At 70.5% G+C, this 17,333-nt stretch carries 14 protein-coding genes; 11 read left to right on the forward strand and 3 right to left on the reverse strand.

Annotated elements, in window-relative coordinates; all coding sequences use genetic code 11:
* The first annotated feature begins 133 nt into the window (after nt 1-133).
* The 8 genes from GTY84_RS26800 (at nt 134) to GTY84_RS26835 (ending at nt 8,610) form a co-directional block, all read left to right on the forward strand.
* On the forward strand, nt 134-1,153 hold the full coding sequence (locus GTY84_RS26800) for a 50S ribosomal protein L11 methyltransferase (protein WP_161228966.1): 1,020 nt from the start codon (nt 134-136) through the stop codon (nt 1,151-1,153).
* A gap of 70 nt (nt 1,154-1,223) precedes the next feature.
* A complete protein-coding gene (locus GTY84_RS26805; protein ID WP_161228967.1) occupies nt 1,224-2,642 on the forward strand; it encodes an iron-containing redox enzyme family protein in 1,419 nt (472 codons plus the stop codon).
* Nucleotides 2,639-3,010, forward strand: a complete 372-nt coding sequence (locus GTY84_RS26810; RefSeq protein ID WP_161228968.1) for a Rieske 2Fe-2S domain-containing protein — start codon at nt 2,639-2,641, stop codon at nt 3,008-3,010. The genes GTY84_RS26805 and GTY84_RS26810 overlap by 4 nt, the downstream gene beginning before the upstream one ends.
* 129 nt (nt 3,011-3,139) lie before the next feature.
* The gene (locus GTY84_RS26815; protein ID WP_161228969.1) at nt 3,140-4,387 is read left to right on the forward strand and encodes an ATP-grasp domain-containing protein; all 1,248 of its coding nucleotides are present in this window, start codon (nt 3,140-3,142) and stop codon (nt 4,385-4,387) included.
* Complete coding sequence (locus GTY84_RS26820; RefSeq protein ID WP_161228970.1) at nt 4,387-5,697, forward strand: MFS transporter; 1,311 nt, start codon at nt 4,387-4,389, stop codon at nt 5,695-5,697. Before GTY84_RS26815 ends, GTY84_RS26820 begins: the two co-directional genes overlap by 1 nt.
* A gap of 66 nt (nt 5,698-5,763) precedes the next feature.
* Complete coding sequence (locus GTY84_RS26825) at nt 5,764-6,720, forward strand: alpha/beta hydrolase (protein WP_161228971.1); 957 nt, start codon at nt 5,764-5,766, stop codon at nt 6,718-6,720.
* The gene (locus GTY84_RS26830; RefSeq protein WP_161228972.1) at nt 6,707-7,981 is read left to right on the forward strand and encodes an ATP-grasp domain-containing protein; all 1,275 of its coding nucleotides are present in this window, start codon (nt 6,707-6,709) and stop codon (nt 7,979-7,981) included. The genes GTY84_RS26825 and GTY84_RS26830 overlap by 14 nt, the downstream gene beginning before the upstream one ends.
* Nucleotides 7,978-8,610: a LysE family translocator gene (locus GTY84_RS26835; RefSeq protein WP_161228973.1), complete on the forward strand. Its 633-nt coding sequence runs from the start codon at nt 7,978-7,980 to the stop codon at nt 8,608-8,610. The genes GTY84_RS26830 and GTY84_RS26835 overlap by 4 nt, the downstream gene beginning before the upstream one ends.
* 59 nt (nt 8,611-8,669) lie before the next feature.
* On the opposite strand, the gene GTY84_RS26840 is transcribed toward GTY84_RS26835, so the two are convergent.
* Nucleotides 8,670-10,841, reverse strand: coding sequence for a BTAD domain-containing putative transcriptional regulator (locus GTY84_RS26840; protein WP_272919280.1), 2,172 nt, complete (start codon nt 10,839-10,841; stop codon nt 8,670-8,672).
* Between the two features lie 1,404 nt (nt 10,842-12,245).
* Here GTY84_RS26840 and GTY84_RS26845 point away from each other — a divergent pair.
* The 3 genes from GTY84_RS26845 to GTY84_RS26855 all read left to right on the forward strand — a co-directional run bounded on the left by GTY84_RS26845 (nt 12,246) and on the right by GTY84_RS26855 (nt 15,582).
* Entirely contained in the window at nt 12,246-12,620 is a 375-nt protein-coding gene (locus GTY84_RS26845) for a PD40 domain-containing protein (protein ID WP_161228975.1), read from the forward strand.
* Nucleotides 12,621-12,754: 134 nt separating this feature from the next.
* Entirely contained in the window at nt 12,755-13,393 is a 639-nt protein-coding gene (locus GTY84_RS26850; RefSeq protein WP_237532674.1) for a hypothetical protein, read from the forward strand.
* Nucleotides 13,394-14,001: 608 nt separating this feature from the next.
* On the forward strand, nt 14,002-15,582 hold the full coding sequence (locus GTY84_RS26855) for a multicopper oxidase domain-containing protein (RefSeq protein ID WP_161228976.1): 1,581 nt from the start codon (nt 14,002-14,004) through the stop codon (nt 15,580-15,582).
* 244 nt (nt 15,583-15,826) lie between these two features.
* Here GTY84_RS26855 and GTY84_RS26860 read toward each other — a convergent pair whose 3' ends face one another.
* A complete protein-coding gene (locus tag GTY84_RS26860) occupies nt 15,827-16,315 on the reverse strand; it encodes an IclR family transcriptional regulator C-terminal domain-containing protein (protein WP_345943536.1) in 489 nt (162 codons plus the stop codon).
* Between the two features lie 203 nt (nt 16,316-16,518).
* Nucleotides 16,519-17,184 carry an AAA family ATPase gene (locus tag GTY84_RS26870; protein WP_161228979.1) on the reverse strand — a complete coding sequence of 222 codons (666 nt, stop codon included), beginning with the start codon at nt 17,182-17,184 and terminating at the stop codon, nt 16,519-16,521.
* Between the last annotated feature and the right edge of the window lie 149 nt (nt 17,185-17,333).

A 17,333-nucleotide genomic window follows, 5' to 3' on the forward strand; every position in this document is an offset into this window, starting at 1 on the left:
GAGGCTTCCCAGACCTGCCTCGCACCACTGTCGAACGGCGAGTCAGCGTAAGGAGCAGTGGCACTACATGCAGCACCTACAAGAGGCACGGCCCACGTCGGCCGAACACGAAGCCCGGACGGACTTAGCGGCCATGCCGACGAACGGCTCGCCGTACCGCCTGGGCGCGGCCCTCCTGGAATCGCTCGCGCAGGAGATGAGCGCACTCGCCGAGCAGGCGTCCGCGCTGCTGAGGACGCCGCCGGAGAGCCTCTCCCTGGACGCGGACATCTCCACGCAGATCGTCCGCAGGAATGTTCCACGCTGGCATTTCGCCATGCTCAACGACACCGAGCGCAACGAGGCCCTCGTCGCCGCCCTGGAGCGGGGCATCCCGGCCGGCGCGACCGTGCTGGACATCGGCTCCGGCAGCGGGCTGCTCGCCATGGCCGCGGCCCGGGCCGGCGCGAGCCGGGTGTTCACGTGCGAGATGAACCCGCTGCTGGCCGAGGTCGCCCGGAACGTCGTGGACGCGCACGGCCTGACCGATGTGATCACTGTCATCAGCAAGCCGTCCACCGCGCTGGACGCGGGACGGGACCTCGGCGGACCGGTGGACGTCCTCGTGTCCGAGATCGTCGACTGCGGTCTGATCGGTGAGGGCCTGCTGCCCTCCGTGCGCCACGCACGCGAGCACCTCCTGGCGCCGGATGGGATCATGCTGCCGTCGGCGGCCCGGCTGTACGGCAAGCTGGTGAACAGCGAGGCGGTACTGAAGCTGAACCAGGTCACCACGGTCAGCGGCTTCGACGTCTCGCTGATGAACACGCTCGCCACCCGCAGCCACTTCCCGGTACGGCTCGACACCTGGCCGCACCGGTTCCTGTCCGAGGCGGCACCAGTGCTGGGGTTCGACCTGGCGCGCGACGCCCTGGAGCCCGGCGAACGCAGCCTCGAGTTCCTCGCCACCGCGGACGGGGAGGCCCAGGCCCTCGTGGTCTGGTTCGAGCTGGACATGGGCAACGGAATCGTCCTGTCCAACCCCCTGGACAACCCCCGCTCGCACTGGATGCCGGGCTGGGTCCCGCTGGAGAAGCCCGTGCTGACCAAGGCGGGCGAGACAGCCTCCCTCCGGCTCCGTTGGAGCGACTTCACCCTCCGCGTGAGCCTCTGACACCGCCTCGCCTGGCGCCGGAGACGTACCGGTGACGGCCCAATTCCGAACCACGATCAGGGAGCCAGCGATGAGTCACGTCCCCACGCATGTCCCGTTCGAGCTGAGCGGCGCGGAACTGCGCGACGCGGTGGTGCAGTACGCCACCGCCCCGGTCTACCACGACAACCTGGACTGGTTGAACCACGACAACCCCTACCGCCGGCAGCTCAGGCCGCAGGTCCTGCCCCACCTCGACTACGACAAGGTCCCGGCCCGCGAGAACATACTCAACTACCCGAGCCTGGCCGTGCAGCGCCTGCTGACCAGCATCTACGAGGCCGACCTCGTGTTCTTCCCCAAGTCCGGCCTGAAAGGGAAGGAGGAGGACTTCCGGGCGTTCTACAGCCCCGGCAACCGGGCGCTCGGCGAGCGCATCCGGCCGGCGCTGGAACGGTACGCCTTCGGTTTCCTCGACGAGGAGGTGGAGACGTCCGGCAAGTGGACGGCCAAGAGCCTCGACGCCTACCTCGACTCCCTCGACACCAGCGGCGACGAGGAGCCGTCGCCGTCGGAGAAGGCCATCCGGAACTCCTCCGACCCTCAGCGCGCGGCCCGGATGTGGCTGGTGCAGTTCGCACCGGACTTCCTCTCCGAGGCATCTCCGATGATGCGCAACGTGCTCGGCTACTACGGCCCCGCCCAGTCCGAGTGGTTCAAGGTCGTCATCGACGAGTACGGCTACGGCGTCCACGACACCAAGCACAGCACCCTGTTCGAACGGACCCTGGAGTCGGTCGGCCTGGAGTCCGACCTGCACCGCTACTGGCAGTACTACCTCAACAGCAGTCTGCTGCTGAACAACTACTTCCACTACCTGGGTAAGAACCACGAGCTGTTCTTCCGCTACGTGGGCGCGCTCTACTACACCGAGAGTTCCCTGGTCGACTTCTGCCGCCGTGCCGACCGGATGCTGCGGGACGTATTCGGCGACGCGGTGGACACCACCTACTTCACCGAGCACGTCCACATCGACCAGCACCACGGCCGGATGGCCCGCGAAAAGATCATCAAGCCGTTGGTCGAGGCCCACGGCGAGGGCATCGTCCCGGAGATCGTGCGCGGCATCGAGGAGTACCGGGTGCTCCTGGACGTCTCCGACTTCGACTTCTCCGAGCAGATCGCCTGGATGGACGCCCAGCCGGAGCTGAAGAAGCTGCACGACCCGGTCTTCGAGGGGCTGAAGCAGGGCAAGGTCGACGCGCCCGTCGCGCATCTTGTCGAACCCCGCGGCGAACTGTCCAACACCCACTGCCACGACGGTGACGAGCTGTGCCACATCGTCTCCGGCACCATGCGCTTCGAGAGCGGGCTCGGCTCGTCGCTCACGCTCCAGGCCGGCGAGGGCGTGGTCATCAAGCGCAACCGGCTGCACGGCGCCAACATCGAGTCGGACGAGTGCGTCTACGAGATCCACTCGGTGGGGGACTACCGCAAGTGCCTGTCGTGACCTTCCCTGCCTCGGGGCGGGACAACTGTGTGGTCGTCGCCGGAACACCGTACGTCTACGCCACGGTCGGCGGCCAGGGCTTCGTGATGCGGGCCCAGTGCCCGCACCGCAGTGGCCCCCTGCACCTGGCCGACACGGCCGAGGACGGCGTCCGGCTCGTGTGCCCGTGGCACGAACGCAAGACCTCCGTGGCCCGGATGCGCGCGGAGATCCCGGCCGTACGGGTGGGTGACCAGGTCACCGCGGTCTTCCCCGACCGGCCGCCGACCCGCGGCTGGCCGGCACCGCCGACGGCCTGCCCGGGCGTGACCCTGGAGCACCGGCCACTGTCGCCCGCGCTGTCACGCCAGCGCGCGGCAGCCACCTGACCCGCCGACGACTGCAACGCCCCGGAGCCGGCCGGTGTTCTACAAACGGGCCGGTGCGTGCGCCGGGGGTCACGTGACCCCCGGCGCACGCACCGGCTCACGAGAGACGACATGCGAGGAGAGCGGAACATGGGCAGGGACGGTGGAAAGCCGCTGCTGCTGCTGATCGGCAGTAGTGCCCGGCGCAGCCGGGAGTTCATCCTTCGGACGGTGAGCCGACGCTATGCGCTCTGGCTGCTGCAGCCGGCCCCGGTGACCTGGGAGGAGCCCTACGTCGTCGGCAGCACCCAGGTCGACAACACCCGTCCCGAACTACTCATGGAGGCTGCCCGGGCCATAGCCGCCGAGCAGGAGGTGGCCGGCGTGTTCTGCTACGACGAAGGACTCGTCACTCCGGCGGCCCACGTGGCGCAGTCGCTCGGCCTGCCGGGGAATTCCCCCGAGACGGTCGTCGCCTGCCGGGACAAGAACGCCACCCGGGTCGCGCTGGAGCGCGCCAGGGTCGCCCAGCCGGCCTCCATCGGCGTGCGCTCCCTGAACGAGGCACGGGACGCGGCGGAGAAGCTGGGCTTCCCGGTCGTCCTCAAGCCACGTGGCCTCGCCGGCGGCATGGGCGTGCGCCGGGCCGACGGGCCCGACGAGGTGGAGAGCGCCTACCGGGCGGCGTCCGGTGCCTCCTACCCGGGCGTTCCCGTTTTCGAAGTGTCCGTGCTCGTCGAGGCGTATGTCGACGGCCCCGAGATCAGCGTCGACGCCGTCTTCTTCGAGGGAGAGTGCACCCCTCTGGCGGTGGCCCGCAAGCAGGTGGGCCTCGCGCCCTTCTTCGAGGAGACCGGCCACGAGGTTGACGCGGCCGACCCGCTGCTGTCCGATCCGCACCTGCTCGAGGCGCTGCGGGCCAGCCACGCCGCGCTGGGCTTCCACACCGGTGTCAGCCACACCGAGTTCCGCCTCACCGCGAACGGCCCGCGCCTGATGGAGGTCAACGCCCGCCTCGGCGGCGACATGATCCCCTACCTCGGCGAGCTCGCCACCGGCGTCGACGTGGCGATGGCGGCGGCCGACGTCGCGGCGGGCCGGCGCCCGGAGACGACGCCGTGCCGGCGCCGTGCCGCGGCGATCACCTTCCTGTACCCCGAGCGGGACGTCGAGATCGACGCGGTGACCGTGCACGAGGACCGGTTCCCGCCCGAGATCCACAGCGCCGACGTGATGGCCGACCCGGGGGCTGTGCTGCGGTTGCCGCCGCGCGGCTACATCTCCCGCTACGCCAGAATCATCTCCCTCGCGGACACGATGGATCAGGCCCGGACGGCACTGCTGAAGGCGCCGGTGCTCGTTGAACTCGCGGGCCGGCCGGTGGAGGAGTCGTCCTGATGGCCGCGACCGGACAGAAGTCCTCCGAACCCGGTGGGGCTGGCCACCCGTCGGTCCTGCAGACCCTGCGCGGGATCCCGGGCCCCATCTGGCTCGTGCTCGTCGGCATGCTGGTCAACCGGCTCGGCAATTTCCTCCAGATCTACCTGGTGCTCTACCTCACCGCGAAGGGGTTCTCCGCGACCGAGGCGGGCCTGGCGCTGGGCGCCTACGGCGTGGGCTCCGTGATCGGCGTGCTGGTGGGCGGTTCGGCGTCCGACCGCATCGGCTACGCGTGGACCATCGTCGGCTCCATGGCGCTCGCCGGACTGGGCACGCTGAGCCTGCCCCACCTGGGCAGCCTGCCCCTGGTGATCGCGGTGGCCGCGTTCATCGGGCTTCTGGCGCAGATGTACCGGCCGGCCTCCTCAGCCCTGCTGGTGGAGCGCACCCCCGAGGACCACCACGTGATGGTGTTCGCCGTCTACCGCATGGCGTTCAACCTCGGCACCACGGTCGGCCCACTGCTCGGCGCGCTGCTGATCAGTTACTCGTACGACTTGATCTTCTATCTGGAGGCGGCGGCGCAGTTGGTGTTCGCCGCCTTCGCCCTGATGCTGGCGCGTTCCGGGAACACCGCGAGGCCGGTCGAGCACGATGCGAAGGGCCCGACCCGGTCGTACGCCGCCGTACTTCGGGACACCCGGTACATGATGTTCCTGCTGGCGTTGTTCCTCAACGCCGTCGTCTACATCCAGCACACCTCCGCCCTGCCGCTCCAGATCAAGGCCGACGGACACGGCGTGGCCCTCTACTCCGGCCTGCTGTCGCTGAACGCCGTCATGGTCATCTCTCTGGAGCTACTGTTCACGAAGTACGTGCAGCGTCTTCCCGGCAGGGTCGCCGTGGCGCTCGGCGTCGGCCTGGTCGGCGTCGGGATGAACCTGTACGTTGCCGGGCCCAGCATGGCCATGTATGTCGTGGCGACGGTGGTGTGGACAGTGGGCGAGATAATCGGCACCCCGACTGCCTCGGCCTGGCCGGGCCGGATCGCCCCCGAGCACCTACGGGGCCGCTATATCGCCGCCGCCGCCTTCCCCATGCAGATCGGCTACGCGATCGGCCCCGTGCTCGGCGTCGCCGCCTGGCAGGCGTCGTCGGCATCGGTGTGGTGGCTGTCCGGACTGCTCACCGTGGGTGCCGTGGCCGCGGCCCTGGTCGGCATGAGCGTGCCCCGCGCGGGCACCGGCGCCGGTGCCGCCCCGGCTGACAAGCAGGCCGACGAGCCCGCCGGGCGGAAAGGCGGCCCGGTCGCCGCCGACACTCCCTGATCCGTCCCAACCCTTGATCCGTGCCGCGCGTTCCGGCACCTGTACTCGGAAGTGAGCGAGCTGCGCATGGCGTACGCAGAAGGCATCGAAAAGTTCGTGGAAACGGTGAACGGCGCGCTGCCGCCCGACTTCTACACCTACCCCGTCGAACGGCAGCGCGTCCTGTACGACTCTCTGACCGAGGTGCTGCCCATCCCCGTCCCCGAGGGTGTCTCGCACTGGGACGCGACCGTGGTCCACGAGGGCCGCACGGCCCGCGTCCGCATCTACGAGCCGGCCGAACGCGGCGACCACGCCGTGCTCTTCTACATCCGCGGCGGCGGCTTCGTCATCGGCTCGCTGCACAGCCACCACAGCCTGGTCGCCGAACTGGCCGCCCGCACGGGGCTGGTGACCATAGCCCTGGACTTCGACATGGCGCCGGAGAACCCGTTCCCCGGTCCGCTGGAGGACTGCTACACGGGTCTGTGCGGCACCCTCGCCAGCCTTCCCGCGCTCGGGCTCGGCGACCTGGACCCGGACGGCGCAGTGGTCTGCGGCGAGAGTTCCGGCGCCAACATGGCGGTGGTGCTATCGATGATGGCGCGCGACCGCGGCGGCCCTCGGCTGCGCGGCCAAGCCGTGATCAGCCCGGTCCTGGACTTCACCCGTTGGCGCCACGGTGGAGAGGACGCGCCCCTGCTCTCCGGCGGCGAGATGGAGTTCTACACGGCCTGCTACTGCCCGCAGCCCGAGCAAGCCGCAGACCTGTACGTCTCGCCGCTGCTGGAAGGAGCGTTCCACGGCCTGCCGCCGGCCTACATCGTCGGCTGCGAGATGGACTCCCTGTGCGTGGACGCGGAGAAGTACGCAGCCCTCCTCGAGGAGAACGGCACGCCGGTGATGTATGTGCGGGAGGACGGGCTGGTGCACGCCCCGGTGCGCGCCCGGCGGGTCAGCGAGCCCGCAGCGGACTTCTTCGCCCGTTACTGCACCGCCGTTTCCGCACTGGCACGGAAGGAGGCCGCCGATGGTGAACGCTGACGTGCGCGGGGACCGAGGGCAGGGCCCCTGCGTCGTCATTGACCCCTACTCCTCGGGGGCCCTGTTCACGGAGGCCCTGCGCAGTCAGGGTGTCCCGGTCGCGGCGGTGGTGAGCAGCCCGCGCCCGCCCGAGGCGTACGTCTCCTCCTACCGGCCGCAGGACTTCCCCGACGTCATCGTGTACGACGGGGACTTGGACGATGTCGTACGACGGGTGCGGGCGCTGGACCCGCGCTGTGTCATCGCCGGCTGCGAGTCCGGCGTGGAACTGGCCGAGCGGATCGCCCCCCGGGTGCTGCCGGAGCTGAGCAACGCGCCGGGACTGGCCGAGGCACGCCGGGACAAGAGCCGTATGGCCGCAGCCGTGCGGGCGGCCGGGCTGCCGGTCATCCCGCAGATCTGCACCGCGAACGTCGAGGAGGCGGCCGCCTGGCTGGAGAGCGAGGGCCTGATCGGGGCTGACCTGGTGATCAAGCCGCCGAAGAGCGCCAGCACCGACGGCGTGATCAAGGTGCGGCGCGGGACGGACTGGCAGGCCGTGTTCGAGCGGCAGATCGGCCGGATCAACCAGTTCGGAGAAGTCGACGACCGGCTCATCGTGCAGAAGCTCGTCACTGGCACCGAGTACGTGGTGGACACTTTCAGCCACGACGGCAAGCACTCCCTCGTGGACGTGTGCTCGTACGACAAGGTCGACAACGGCCCCCACATGGCCGTCTACGACACCATGCGGTGGCTGCCTCCGGACGAGCCCGTCGTCGCGCCCCTCGCCGAATACGCGTTCGACGTACTGGACGCGGTGGGTGTCCGCTTCGGCTCCGCCCACGTGGAGGTGATGGGAACCGCGGACGGGCCGGTGCTCATCGAGCTGGGCGCCCGTCCGCACGGCGGCGGTCAGCCGCGGTTCAACCGCAACGCCACCGGCGACAGCCAGATCGACCGGACGGTGCGCTGGCTGACGGGGGGTGAACTGCCGCAGGGCTACGAGCTTTTGACCCACCAGATGTGCGTGTTTCACATGGTCCGCCACTCCGGGACCGTGCGCGACACCGCGGTCCTGGACGAGATCCGGACGCTGTCGAGTCACCACTTCTCGGTGCAGAACCTGTCCGACGGTGACCACGTTCCCGTCACCAAGGACTTGGTCGACAGTCTCAACTTCGGCTTCGTCATCCTCGCCCACCCGGACGAGGAAAAGATCAAGCGGGACTACCGGATCATCCGTGCCCTGGAACAGAAGCTAGTCATCGAAGAGCCGTGATCAACGCCATCGCGTTCCTGACGAGTTCCCTGGTAGTGATCATGGCGCCGGGTCCCGACCTGGCCCTGATGACCCGCCTGGTGCTGGCTGGTTCGCCGCATACGGCCGCTCCCGCCGCGTTCGGCATGATCGCGGCGGGAGCCCTCCAGGTGGCCCTGGGCGCCCTGGGGCTCGCCGCGCTGCTCGCCGCCCGCCCGGACCTGTTCACCGCCGTCCGGTGGGCGGGCGCCGCCGTCCTGTCGGTCTGGGCGTACCAGGCACTGCGCGCGGCACTGCGCACGGCCGCCACCGCGGCGCCCGGTCCCGAGGACCGGGCGGACAACCCACCGCGCGGCCGGTGGCGCGTTTTCGGTCTGGGACTGCTGTGCACCGGCTCCAATCCCAAGGTCGGCATCTTTCTGATGGCGTTCCTGCCTCAGTTCGTGCCGTCCGGCATGGATCCGACCGTCGGAGTGGTGGTCCTGGCCTGCTGCTACCTCGCCTTGGGGCTGGCCTGGCTCCTCGTGTGGATGAGGCTGGTGCACCGGCTGTCCCGGCACCTGAACTCCCCGTCGGCCCAGCGGCTCACCAGTGGGCTCACCGCCGCCGTCTTCGGCCTGTTCGCGCTGCGCCTGGCCCTCGGCGGATGACGATGCCGACAGCGGACCGCGGCCGGAACACCGGCTCGTACCCGCCGGGGCCGGGCCGCTCACACCGCCTGGAACTGCTCCTCCCGGTCGAGCAGCACCTTCGCGTACCGCAGCAGCGGGCCGGGCATACTGAACCGGCTGTGCGCGTACTCCCGCAGCAGGCTCGCGTCGACCAGCTGGTACAGGGACCACCGGGCCTCCGTCGGCGTCGTGCCCGCCGCGTCCGCCACGGTGTAGGCGGTGATGTGGGTGCCCTCGGTCCGGCCGAGCAGCCGGAACACCCGGCGCGCCGGCTCCGGCAGCGCCGCGTACGACAGCTCGAACGCCACCTGGACCGAGGACAGCAGGTCCCCCGGTAGGGAGGGCTGCCGGAAGAGCCCGGCCTCCTGCAGCTCTACGTAGTACTGGGCGATGCTGAGGCAGGGAGGCTGGGCCAGACGCGTCGCGAGGACCCGGATCACCAGAGGCAGCCCGTCGCAGTACCGGCTCAGGGCCATGGCGGCGAGCGACTCCGCCTCGGTCCGTTCCGGTCCCAGCAGCCGCCCGAGCAGCATCAGCGCCTCCTCGTCGTCGAGCGCGTCGACGGCGATCCGCCGTATGCCGTCCCTGGCGACCAGACAGGGCAGTGTGTTGCGGCTCGTGACAAGCACGGCGCACCCCGCATCGCCGGGAATGAGGGGGCGTATCTGATCTTCGTCGCGCGCGTTGTCCAGGACCACCAGAACCCGCCGCCCGGACAGCCGGGTGCGGTACAGGTTCGCGGCCTCGTCGAGGTGGTCCGGGATGTGCTCCCCGGGCACGCCGAGCGCGCGCAGGAACGAGATCAGGGCCGCCTGAGCGTCCAGGGGGCCTCTGCGCGCGTGACCGTGCAGATCGATGTAGAGCTGCCCGTCCGGGAAATGGTCCAGCACCCGGTGCGCCCACCGCAGTGCCAGCGCGGTCTTGCCCCCGCCGGGCGGTCCGGTGAGCAGCGCAGCCGGGACCTGGCCGTCCCGCTCGCCGGGGGCGAGGAGCATCTGGTTCAGCTCCTGGAGCTGGGCGGCGCGCCCGACGAAGTGCCGGGTCCTGGCCGGCAGCTGCGACGGCTTGACCTCGGGCGGCAGAGGAGAGGCCGACGGCCTGCTCTCCCGCAGGGCGTCCTCCGTCTGCCGGAACAGCAGCACACTCCTGGGCCAGCTCAGCTGCTGGAGCAGGACCCGCTGATGGACCTGGCGTATCTCCGGGCCGGGCTGCAGCCCCAGTTCGGCGTCGAGCCGCTGCGTAACGTCGGCGAACACCCGCAGCGCTTCGTACTGCTCCCCGCAGCTGGCCAGGGCCAGTATGAGCCGTGCCTGCAACCCTTCGTGCAGGGGGTCGTCCCCGGCGGCGGCGCGCAGGGCCGACACCACCTGCTCCGGTTGCTCGAACCGCAGCGCGAGGTCCGCGTACAGAAGCAGATTCTCGATCCGCTGACGGACCGCCGCGGTGGCCTCCGGGTGAAGGGCCAACTGCGGCTCGTCGGCGAGGATGGGGCCGCGCCAGCACTGGTGCGCGAGTGCCGCGAGCTCGTAGGCGACCTTCGCCTCCCCCTGAGCATGACTCTGCCGCGCCTTTTTCGCCAGGTCCCGGAAGCGGGTCAGGTCGACCTGATCGTGTCCGACCGACAGTGCATAGCCGGTCGGAGTGCGGATCAGGTAGGAGGCGGCTTGGCCCGCAGAACCGGAACCGGAGGAGCGCAGAAGTCCACGCGCCTGGCTCACGTACGTGTGGATCAGGTTCTGGTAAGAACGCGGTGGCTCCTTCGGCCAGAGGGTGCTGCCTATTACATCGAAACTGGCCGACTGCGGGTGGCACAGCGCCAGCAGTGACAATAAGCGTCGGAGCTTGAGAGAGCGTACGTCGCTCACGATGCCGCCGCGCTCGATGGTCAGATCGCCGAGAATGCCGATGCGCAGACCGCTTCTGTCTTGAGCGGCGGATTTCCGGCTGTTGGTCATGGATCGCCGTATCTCGTCGGCGTCGAGCCCGAGTACGACCGCCAGGGCGCGCAGGGTTCGGGCCTGCGGCTGTTCCACGCGCCCGCTTTCGATGTCACGCAGGGTCCGCACGCTGATCCCCGACGCCTCGGCGAACTGACGCTGGGTCATGCCTGCACTCTGCCGGAACGCGCGAACTCGGATGTGGAAGGGGAACGGTCCCCTCTGCTGGAGACGGTAACTGGTGGCTGCTCCGGCGCTCTGGAAGTTCGACATGGCCCCCCGCCGTTGAGTGATGACTCGGCACGTGATCAATGGTATTGAACGAGCTTTCGAGCCTCCTCCTCCCAACACAACTCGATCAACGAGTGATCATAGAATGATCAATTTCACACTGTAATTGACGTTCTCGTGAACGGTCGGGCGGATTGCAGAAAGCTCTGGCGTGACGAGGGGATTACGGTCGACGGTCATTGTCCGGAAAAGGAATTGACATACATTCGGAAGGGCGGCCCCCGAGGCGCCCGTCTGTCTGCCGGAACCCGGGACCGGGCTCTTCGGGTTCCCGTCCAGAGGGCGCCTCAAAGGCCTGTCAGCGGGCAAGTCCCTGGTAGCGGGGTGGTAACGCACGTTCGGAGGCTGGGGGTGTGGGCTGTGTACCCGTTACTCGACGGATCCCTCTGATCGGGAGCGGGAGATCATCAGGCTGCTGGTTCCGCAGGTCGAACCTGGTGGGTGCGGGCCCAGAGTGTGGGGATCTTGTTGCCGCGGCAGCGGTACGGGGGGACCGGGAGCGCGCTGATCTTCCGCAATCCTTCCGAGCGGGACCCGGGCATCTCTGCCCAGGTCTTCACCGCGGCAGGTCACCTGCTCAGCAAGCCGGGACACCTCCGCGCCCCGTGCTGACCGTTTGCTGACCCGAATGCCACCATCACGCCCTTGGCCTGCGTAAACACCCAAACGCTAGATCTTGGACTTGAACATGGTACGCAGCATCGGTGCACTCCAACGGGTAGGCTTCCTGCCTGCATTCTTGCAGGTCAAGGGCTCTTTTCACGCTGTGCAACGACTGGCCTGTCCGGGCGGCCGTCCTCCGTTCCTCCAGGACTCGTGCTGACCACTTGGCGCCTTCTCCGACGTCTCGCCGGATCCCGGCGTCCCGGCCCCCTCACGGCCGGGACCGGTCGGCTCCCCCACTCGACCCGACACTTCCCGCCACAGTGATGGAACCGCTCACCCGATGGATCAACCTTTCTGCGAAATAAGGCTATTGACGTCCTTTCTGGCCACTTTCGTCGTCTCCGCTGACCGCTGTCGCCGCCCGCGGCTTGGCTGTCCCCCGTGCCCGCCGCCGGGGAGAGGAAGCGGCGGGACCTTCACGAGGGGGAGGAATGACTGTCTGCAACCGATCACCCGCGCCGGCAGGGGCGGTGGCGGCCGTCGACTGACCACCGCCGGAGTCGGAGCCGTCCTGGCAACCCCCGCCGTGCTCGCCCTGGCCGCCGCTCCGGCCCAGGCCGCCCCGGCGCCACGCGGCACCACCAGCCAGGTCGACGCCGGCCTCGGCGGCGCCAAGCCCAACGGCGGGAGCACGAGTCTCGACGTCAGCGCCGACGGCCACTACGCACTTTCGTCTCGGACGCCGACAATCTGGCCGCACAGCTCTCCACGGGCCAACAGGTGTACGTCCGGGACCTGCGCCACCGCCGTACCGAACGGATCAGCGTGCTCACCGACGGCACCCCGATGCGGGGCCACGACGGAGTGATCAGCGCGAACGGCCGCTACGTCGCCTTCACCAGTACCGACCGCACCCCGGTGGACGGCCACAAGCCCATCGGGGACGCCAACATCTACGTCCGTGACCGCCGGACCGGCCGCACCGAGCTGATCAGCGCCGGCGACGGCACACTCGACCATTCCAAGCACACGGCCGACAGCCCGTCCATCAGCACAAACGGCCGCTACGTGGCCTTCGCCTCCACTCGCGCCGATCTGGTGCTCACCAAGGACACCATTTCGCTGAAACCGCATCCCCAGCCCTACAAGATCTAGGTGACCGCTGGACCCGCACCACCCGGCTGGTCAGCACCGCCGCGGACGGCTCGCCCCGCAGGTCCACCAACCCGACCATCAGCGCCGACGGCCGCACGATCGGCTTCAGCTCCACCGCCACCGACCTGCTCCCGGTGCCCGAGGGCCCGACCGAACCGGAGGACCCCGGCGACCCCGAGGACGGGCAGGACCTCACGGTGGCGCGTCTCGCCGGGTACTACGTCCGCGACCTGGCGACCGGCACCACCCGCGTCGCCGCCACCAACCCGGCCGGCGTACCCGCCCGGGCCGCCCTCGACGCCGTCATCAGCCCGGACGGGCGGACCGCCCCCTACTCGCTGTCCACGCCCAGCGCGCCACCCCGCAAGACCAACCATCTGGAGCTCTACGCCCGCAATCTGCGCACAGGCACCGTGAAGCTGGTCAGCACACCCCTCCCCGGCACCGGCACGACCAGCAGCTCCCACGACGGCGCCATCACAGCGGACAACCGCTGGGTCTACTTCACCTCCGACGCCGACAACCTGGTGCCCGGCCCGCACTATCCGTGGCGGAGCCCGGAAATCTTCCGCCACGACCTGCGCACCGGGCGCACCGAACGGGTGGCCACCACCCCGCGCGGCTCGGCAGGCAACGGCTACGCGCTCAACCCGTCCGTCGACGCCCGCGGCACCACGGTGGTTTTCCATTCCTCCAGCGGCAACCTGCTGCCCGGCGGCGACGGACCGGAGAGCAACCGCTACCACGTCTTCGCCCGCAGCATCCGGCACTGAGAGCCGTCCCGCGGTCCCCGGCCGGACGCGCGACACCGGCCACACCTCGCCCCGCTGTCGGGCGTCCGCACACACGGTGTGCGGACGCCCTCCGCCTCGCGGTGCTCCCCAGGCCCGAAGGGCGTGCCGGCACTCTCAGCAAGACCGGGCGGGGACGACTCCCGCTCGATCTGCCCGGACTCACGTCGTACCGTGCCGCGTTCGACCGGCGCCCGTGCCGTGGCGAGGCCCGGTTGGCGGTGCGCCGAGTGAGGGCGGGTTCACCGTCCGGCGGGCGTTCGAGTCCGATGGTGGCCCGGGGCCGACACCTTGCGGGGCGCGCTCGGTGAGGTCGGGGACATTCTGACGCCCACAGACCCGGACGGCGCGGTGGGGACAGGCTCGCACCCAGGTCGTGGATGCGGCCCGGCAGCCCGGGCGAGCCCTGTCCGCCGGGGACCCCCCGTCGGCCGCCTCAAGGGTGGGCGTTCACGCCCCTGAGCAGTCCGCCGGCGCCGCCCGGACCGGCTTCCCGACGGGCTGCCCGCTCCCCGGCGGCACTGGCGTGCCGTCCGGGATCCCCGATACGACGTGAAGTAAATTGTCCGGTTATGGGAGATATTCATGGAGTGGGGCGTCGATCCGTCCTCAAGGCCCTCCCCCTCGCGGGCCTCGCGGCGGCGGGCTGGGCTCCGCGGTCCGAGCGGCGTACACGGGCCACGGCGTCGTTCCCGCAGCCGGCCGTCTCGCTCCCGCGGCCGGTGGACGGCGCGGCGGTGACCGAGCAGGTCCTCGACGTCCGGTTCTCCGAGGTGACGGTACCGGGCCACGGCCGCATCACGACCCGCGCCTACAACGGCGCCGTCCCGGGGCCGACCCTGCGCACGCAGCGCGGAGGCGTCCTGCGGCTGACGCAGGTGAACGGGCTGCCGCCCAATCCGCCCCACACGGGGGAGCACAACATCCCGCACCACCCCAACAGCTTCAACCTGCACACGCACGGCCTGCACGTCTCCCCGTCCGGCCAGGCCGACAACGTGCTGCGCGAGTTCGCCCCCCGCACCGCCCAGGAGGCCGCCGCCGGCGGACCGGAGCCCCGTTACACGACCACCATCGACATCCCGGCCGACCACCCCGCCGGCACCTTCTGGTACCACCCGCACCTGCACGGATCGACCGCCGAACAGATCGTCGGCGGCATGGCCGGGGTGATCGTCGTCGAGGGCGACGTGGACGAGGTCCCCGAGATCAGGACCGCCGCCGACATCGTCGTCTGCATCGGCGAACTCAAGGTCAAGGACGGCGCGGTCCCCGCCTTCACCTCCGGCGACTGGGTGAACGGCGTCCCGTCCGTCTTCACCGTCAACGGCGCCGTCAACCCCACCCTCCAACTGCGCCCGGGCGAGGTCCAGCGGTGGCGGCTGGTCGCCGCGACCGCTTTCACCGCCCTGCGCCTCGACCTCACCGGGGACCAGGGGCGCCTCACGCTGCATCAGATCGCGCAGGACGGCATCACCTTCCCGCGCACCGTCGCCCTCGACGGCCTGGAGCTGGCCATGGGCAACCGCGCCGACGTCCTGGTCCGCGGCGAAACGCCCGGACGGTACGAGCTGCGCGCCGAGGGGCTGCCCGCACCGCTCATGACGGTCGAGGTCGCGGGGGATCCCGTCGAGCCGCCGATGCCGCTGCCGACCGCGCTGCCGCAGGGCAGGCCCTTCCTCGACGAGGCGGACCTCACCGATCCGGGCGCGAGCCGCGACGTGGTCTTCCACACCGACGCGCGCGTCTTCCCCGGAGCCTTCCCCAACGCCTTCCGCATCCTGGGATCGGGCGCGACCCCCGCGGCCCACCCGGGCACCGACCTCACCCGCGATCCCGCCCACGGCCTCTTCGACCCCGGGTACGTCAACCACACCCTGCGCCTGGGCACCGTCGAGCGGTGGACGGTCCGCACAGACGAGAGCCTGCACGGCCGCAACCACCCCTTCCACCTGCACACCAACCCGGTCCTGCTCACCCACCGCAACGGCCGCCGACTCGACCCGCCCGTCTGGCACGACACCATCGGCCTGACCGGCGGCACCCCCGGGGACTCCGTCACCTTCCTCGTCCGGTACGAGGACTTCACCGGCCACGCCATCGCCCACTGCCACCAGCTCCAGCACGAGGACCTCGGCATGATGCAGACCGTCGAGTACGTCGGCCCGTAGGCCCGTACCCGTACGGCCGTACACCCGTACGTCCGGGCGGGGTCCGGGCCGCCGTGCGGCCCGCTTCCGCCGGGGCGGCGCGCGCCAGTCCACCCGTCGGGGCGTTCGGCGAAAGGAACCCGAGGGAGGGTCACCCCTTCGGTCACCGCGTTCCGCATACGTCCACCGCCCCGGTCGACCTCGCCGACGAGCGCGCCCCCGCCGTGCGGCGGCGCACTGCGGGGGCGGGAGCGGCGAGGCGGTGTCAGGGGCCGGAGACCAGCCGGAGGTCCGTCTCGATGCCGGTGGCGCACTGCCGGAGGTGGGGCACCATGGCGCGCAGCTCGTCGAGGGTCCGGGTGCCCGTGCCGGCGGCGATGTCGGCGGCGGCGATGGGGACACCGGAGCGGTCGTGCACCGGGACGGCGACCGCGCGCAGGCTCTGGTTCAGCTCCCGGTCGGCGACGCAGTGACGCTCCTCCCGGGCCGCGGTGATGATCGCCCGGAGCTGCTCGATGTCGCGGACGGTGTGGCCGGTCAGGGGCTGGAGGTCGACGCGCTCCAGATAGGCGCGGAAGGCGTCCTCGTCCAGGCCCGAGAGCAGGACCCGGCCCATGGCCGTGGCGTAGGCGGGGAAGCGGGAGCCGACGGGGATGGACACGGTGATCACCCCCCGCACCGGTACGCGGGCGACGTGCACCACGTCGTCGCCGTCGAGCACGGAGAGCGCGGTCGTCAGCCCGGCCGAGCTCACCGGCCTGGCGCTCCTCCTCGCCTCGGACGCGTCGGGCTGGATGACCGAGGGCACCTACGTCGCCGACGGCGGCGCCGGCGCGCTGACCCAGGTCGTCAGCGACACCCTGCCGGGGCCGGAGGAGGAGTGATCCCGTCCGGCGGCGGTCGGCGGCGGACGGGACGCCCGGCCCCGCGCCGCCGTGCGGTGGGGACGAGGCCCTCTCAGTAGTAGCGCAGCAGGGCCGGCTCGGCGTACCGGGCGTAGACGTCCAGCACCGGGCGCTGGCGGGACAGCCGGGCCTTCTCGGCGCGGCGGATCGCCTGGAGCGTCACCAGAGCGTGGTCGAAGTCGTCGTTGACGACGTGGTAGTCGTGCTGGTCCACGAAGTTGAAGTCGCGCAGCGCCATGGCGTGCCGCAGCTCGCGCTCCTCGCCGTCCTCACTGCCGCGCCCGGCCAGGCGCTGGTCCATGAGGTCCACGCTGGGCGCCATCACGAAGACGCCGACGGTCCGTTCGGGGAAGAAGCGCCGCAGATTGAGGTAGCCCTCGGGGCAGTAGTCGAAGACCAGGTCCTGTCCCTCGGCGAGGGCCTTCTCCAACGGGGTGCGCAGGGTGCCGTAGTACTCGTCGTAGGACGGATGGATCCACTGGGCGAACTCCCCGGCGTCGGCCATCGCGAGGAACTCCTCCCGGTCCACGTGGTCGTAGTGCTCCTCACCGGCCCCGGAGCGGGGCTCGCGGGTGGTGACCGAGCGGGCGTGGCCCAGCGCGGGGTCGGCGCGGACCAGGGCCCGGGCAAGCGAGGTCTTTCCGGTGCCCGAGGGGCCGGAGAGGACGAGGAGCAGGCCGGTGGGCGCGATGCGGAACGGGGCGGCGTCGGGGGACATGGGCGTGGATCACCTCTGGATCGGGGGCGGTGTCGGTCACTGGGGGTCCGGTCCCGCGCCGGGGACGGCTCGGAGAGGGGCGGCGGGGATCCGTGGACCGCGTCCAACCAAGCCTGGTCACCCAGCGAACCTGAGGCAATGAGTTTCCG

Origin of the sequence: Streptomyces sp. SID8352, from assembly GCF_009862265.1 — a bacterium.
GTDB lineage: Bacteria > Actinomycetota > Actinomycetes > Streptomycetales > Streptomycetaceae > Streptomyces.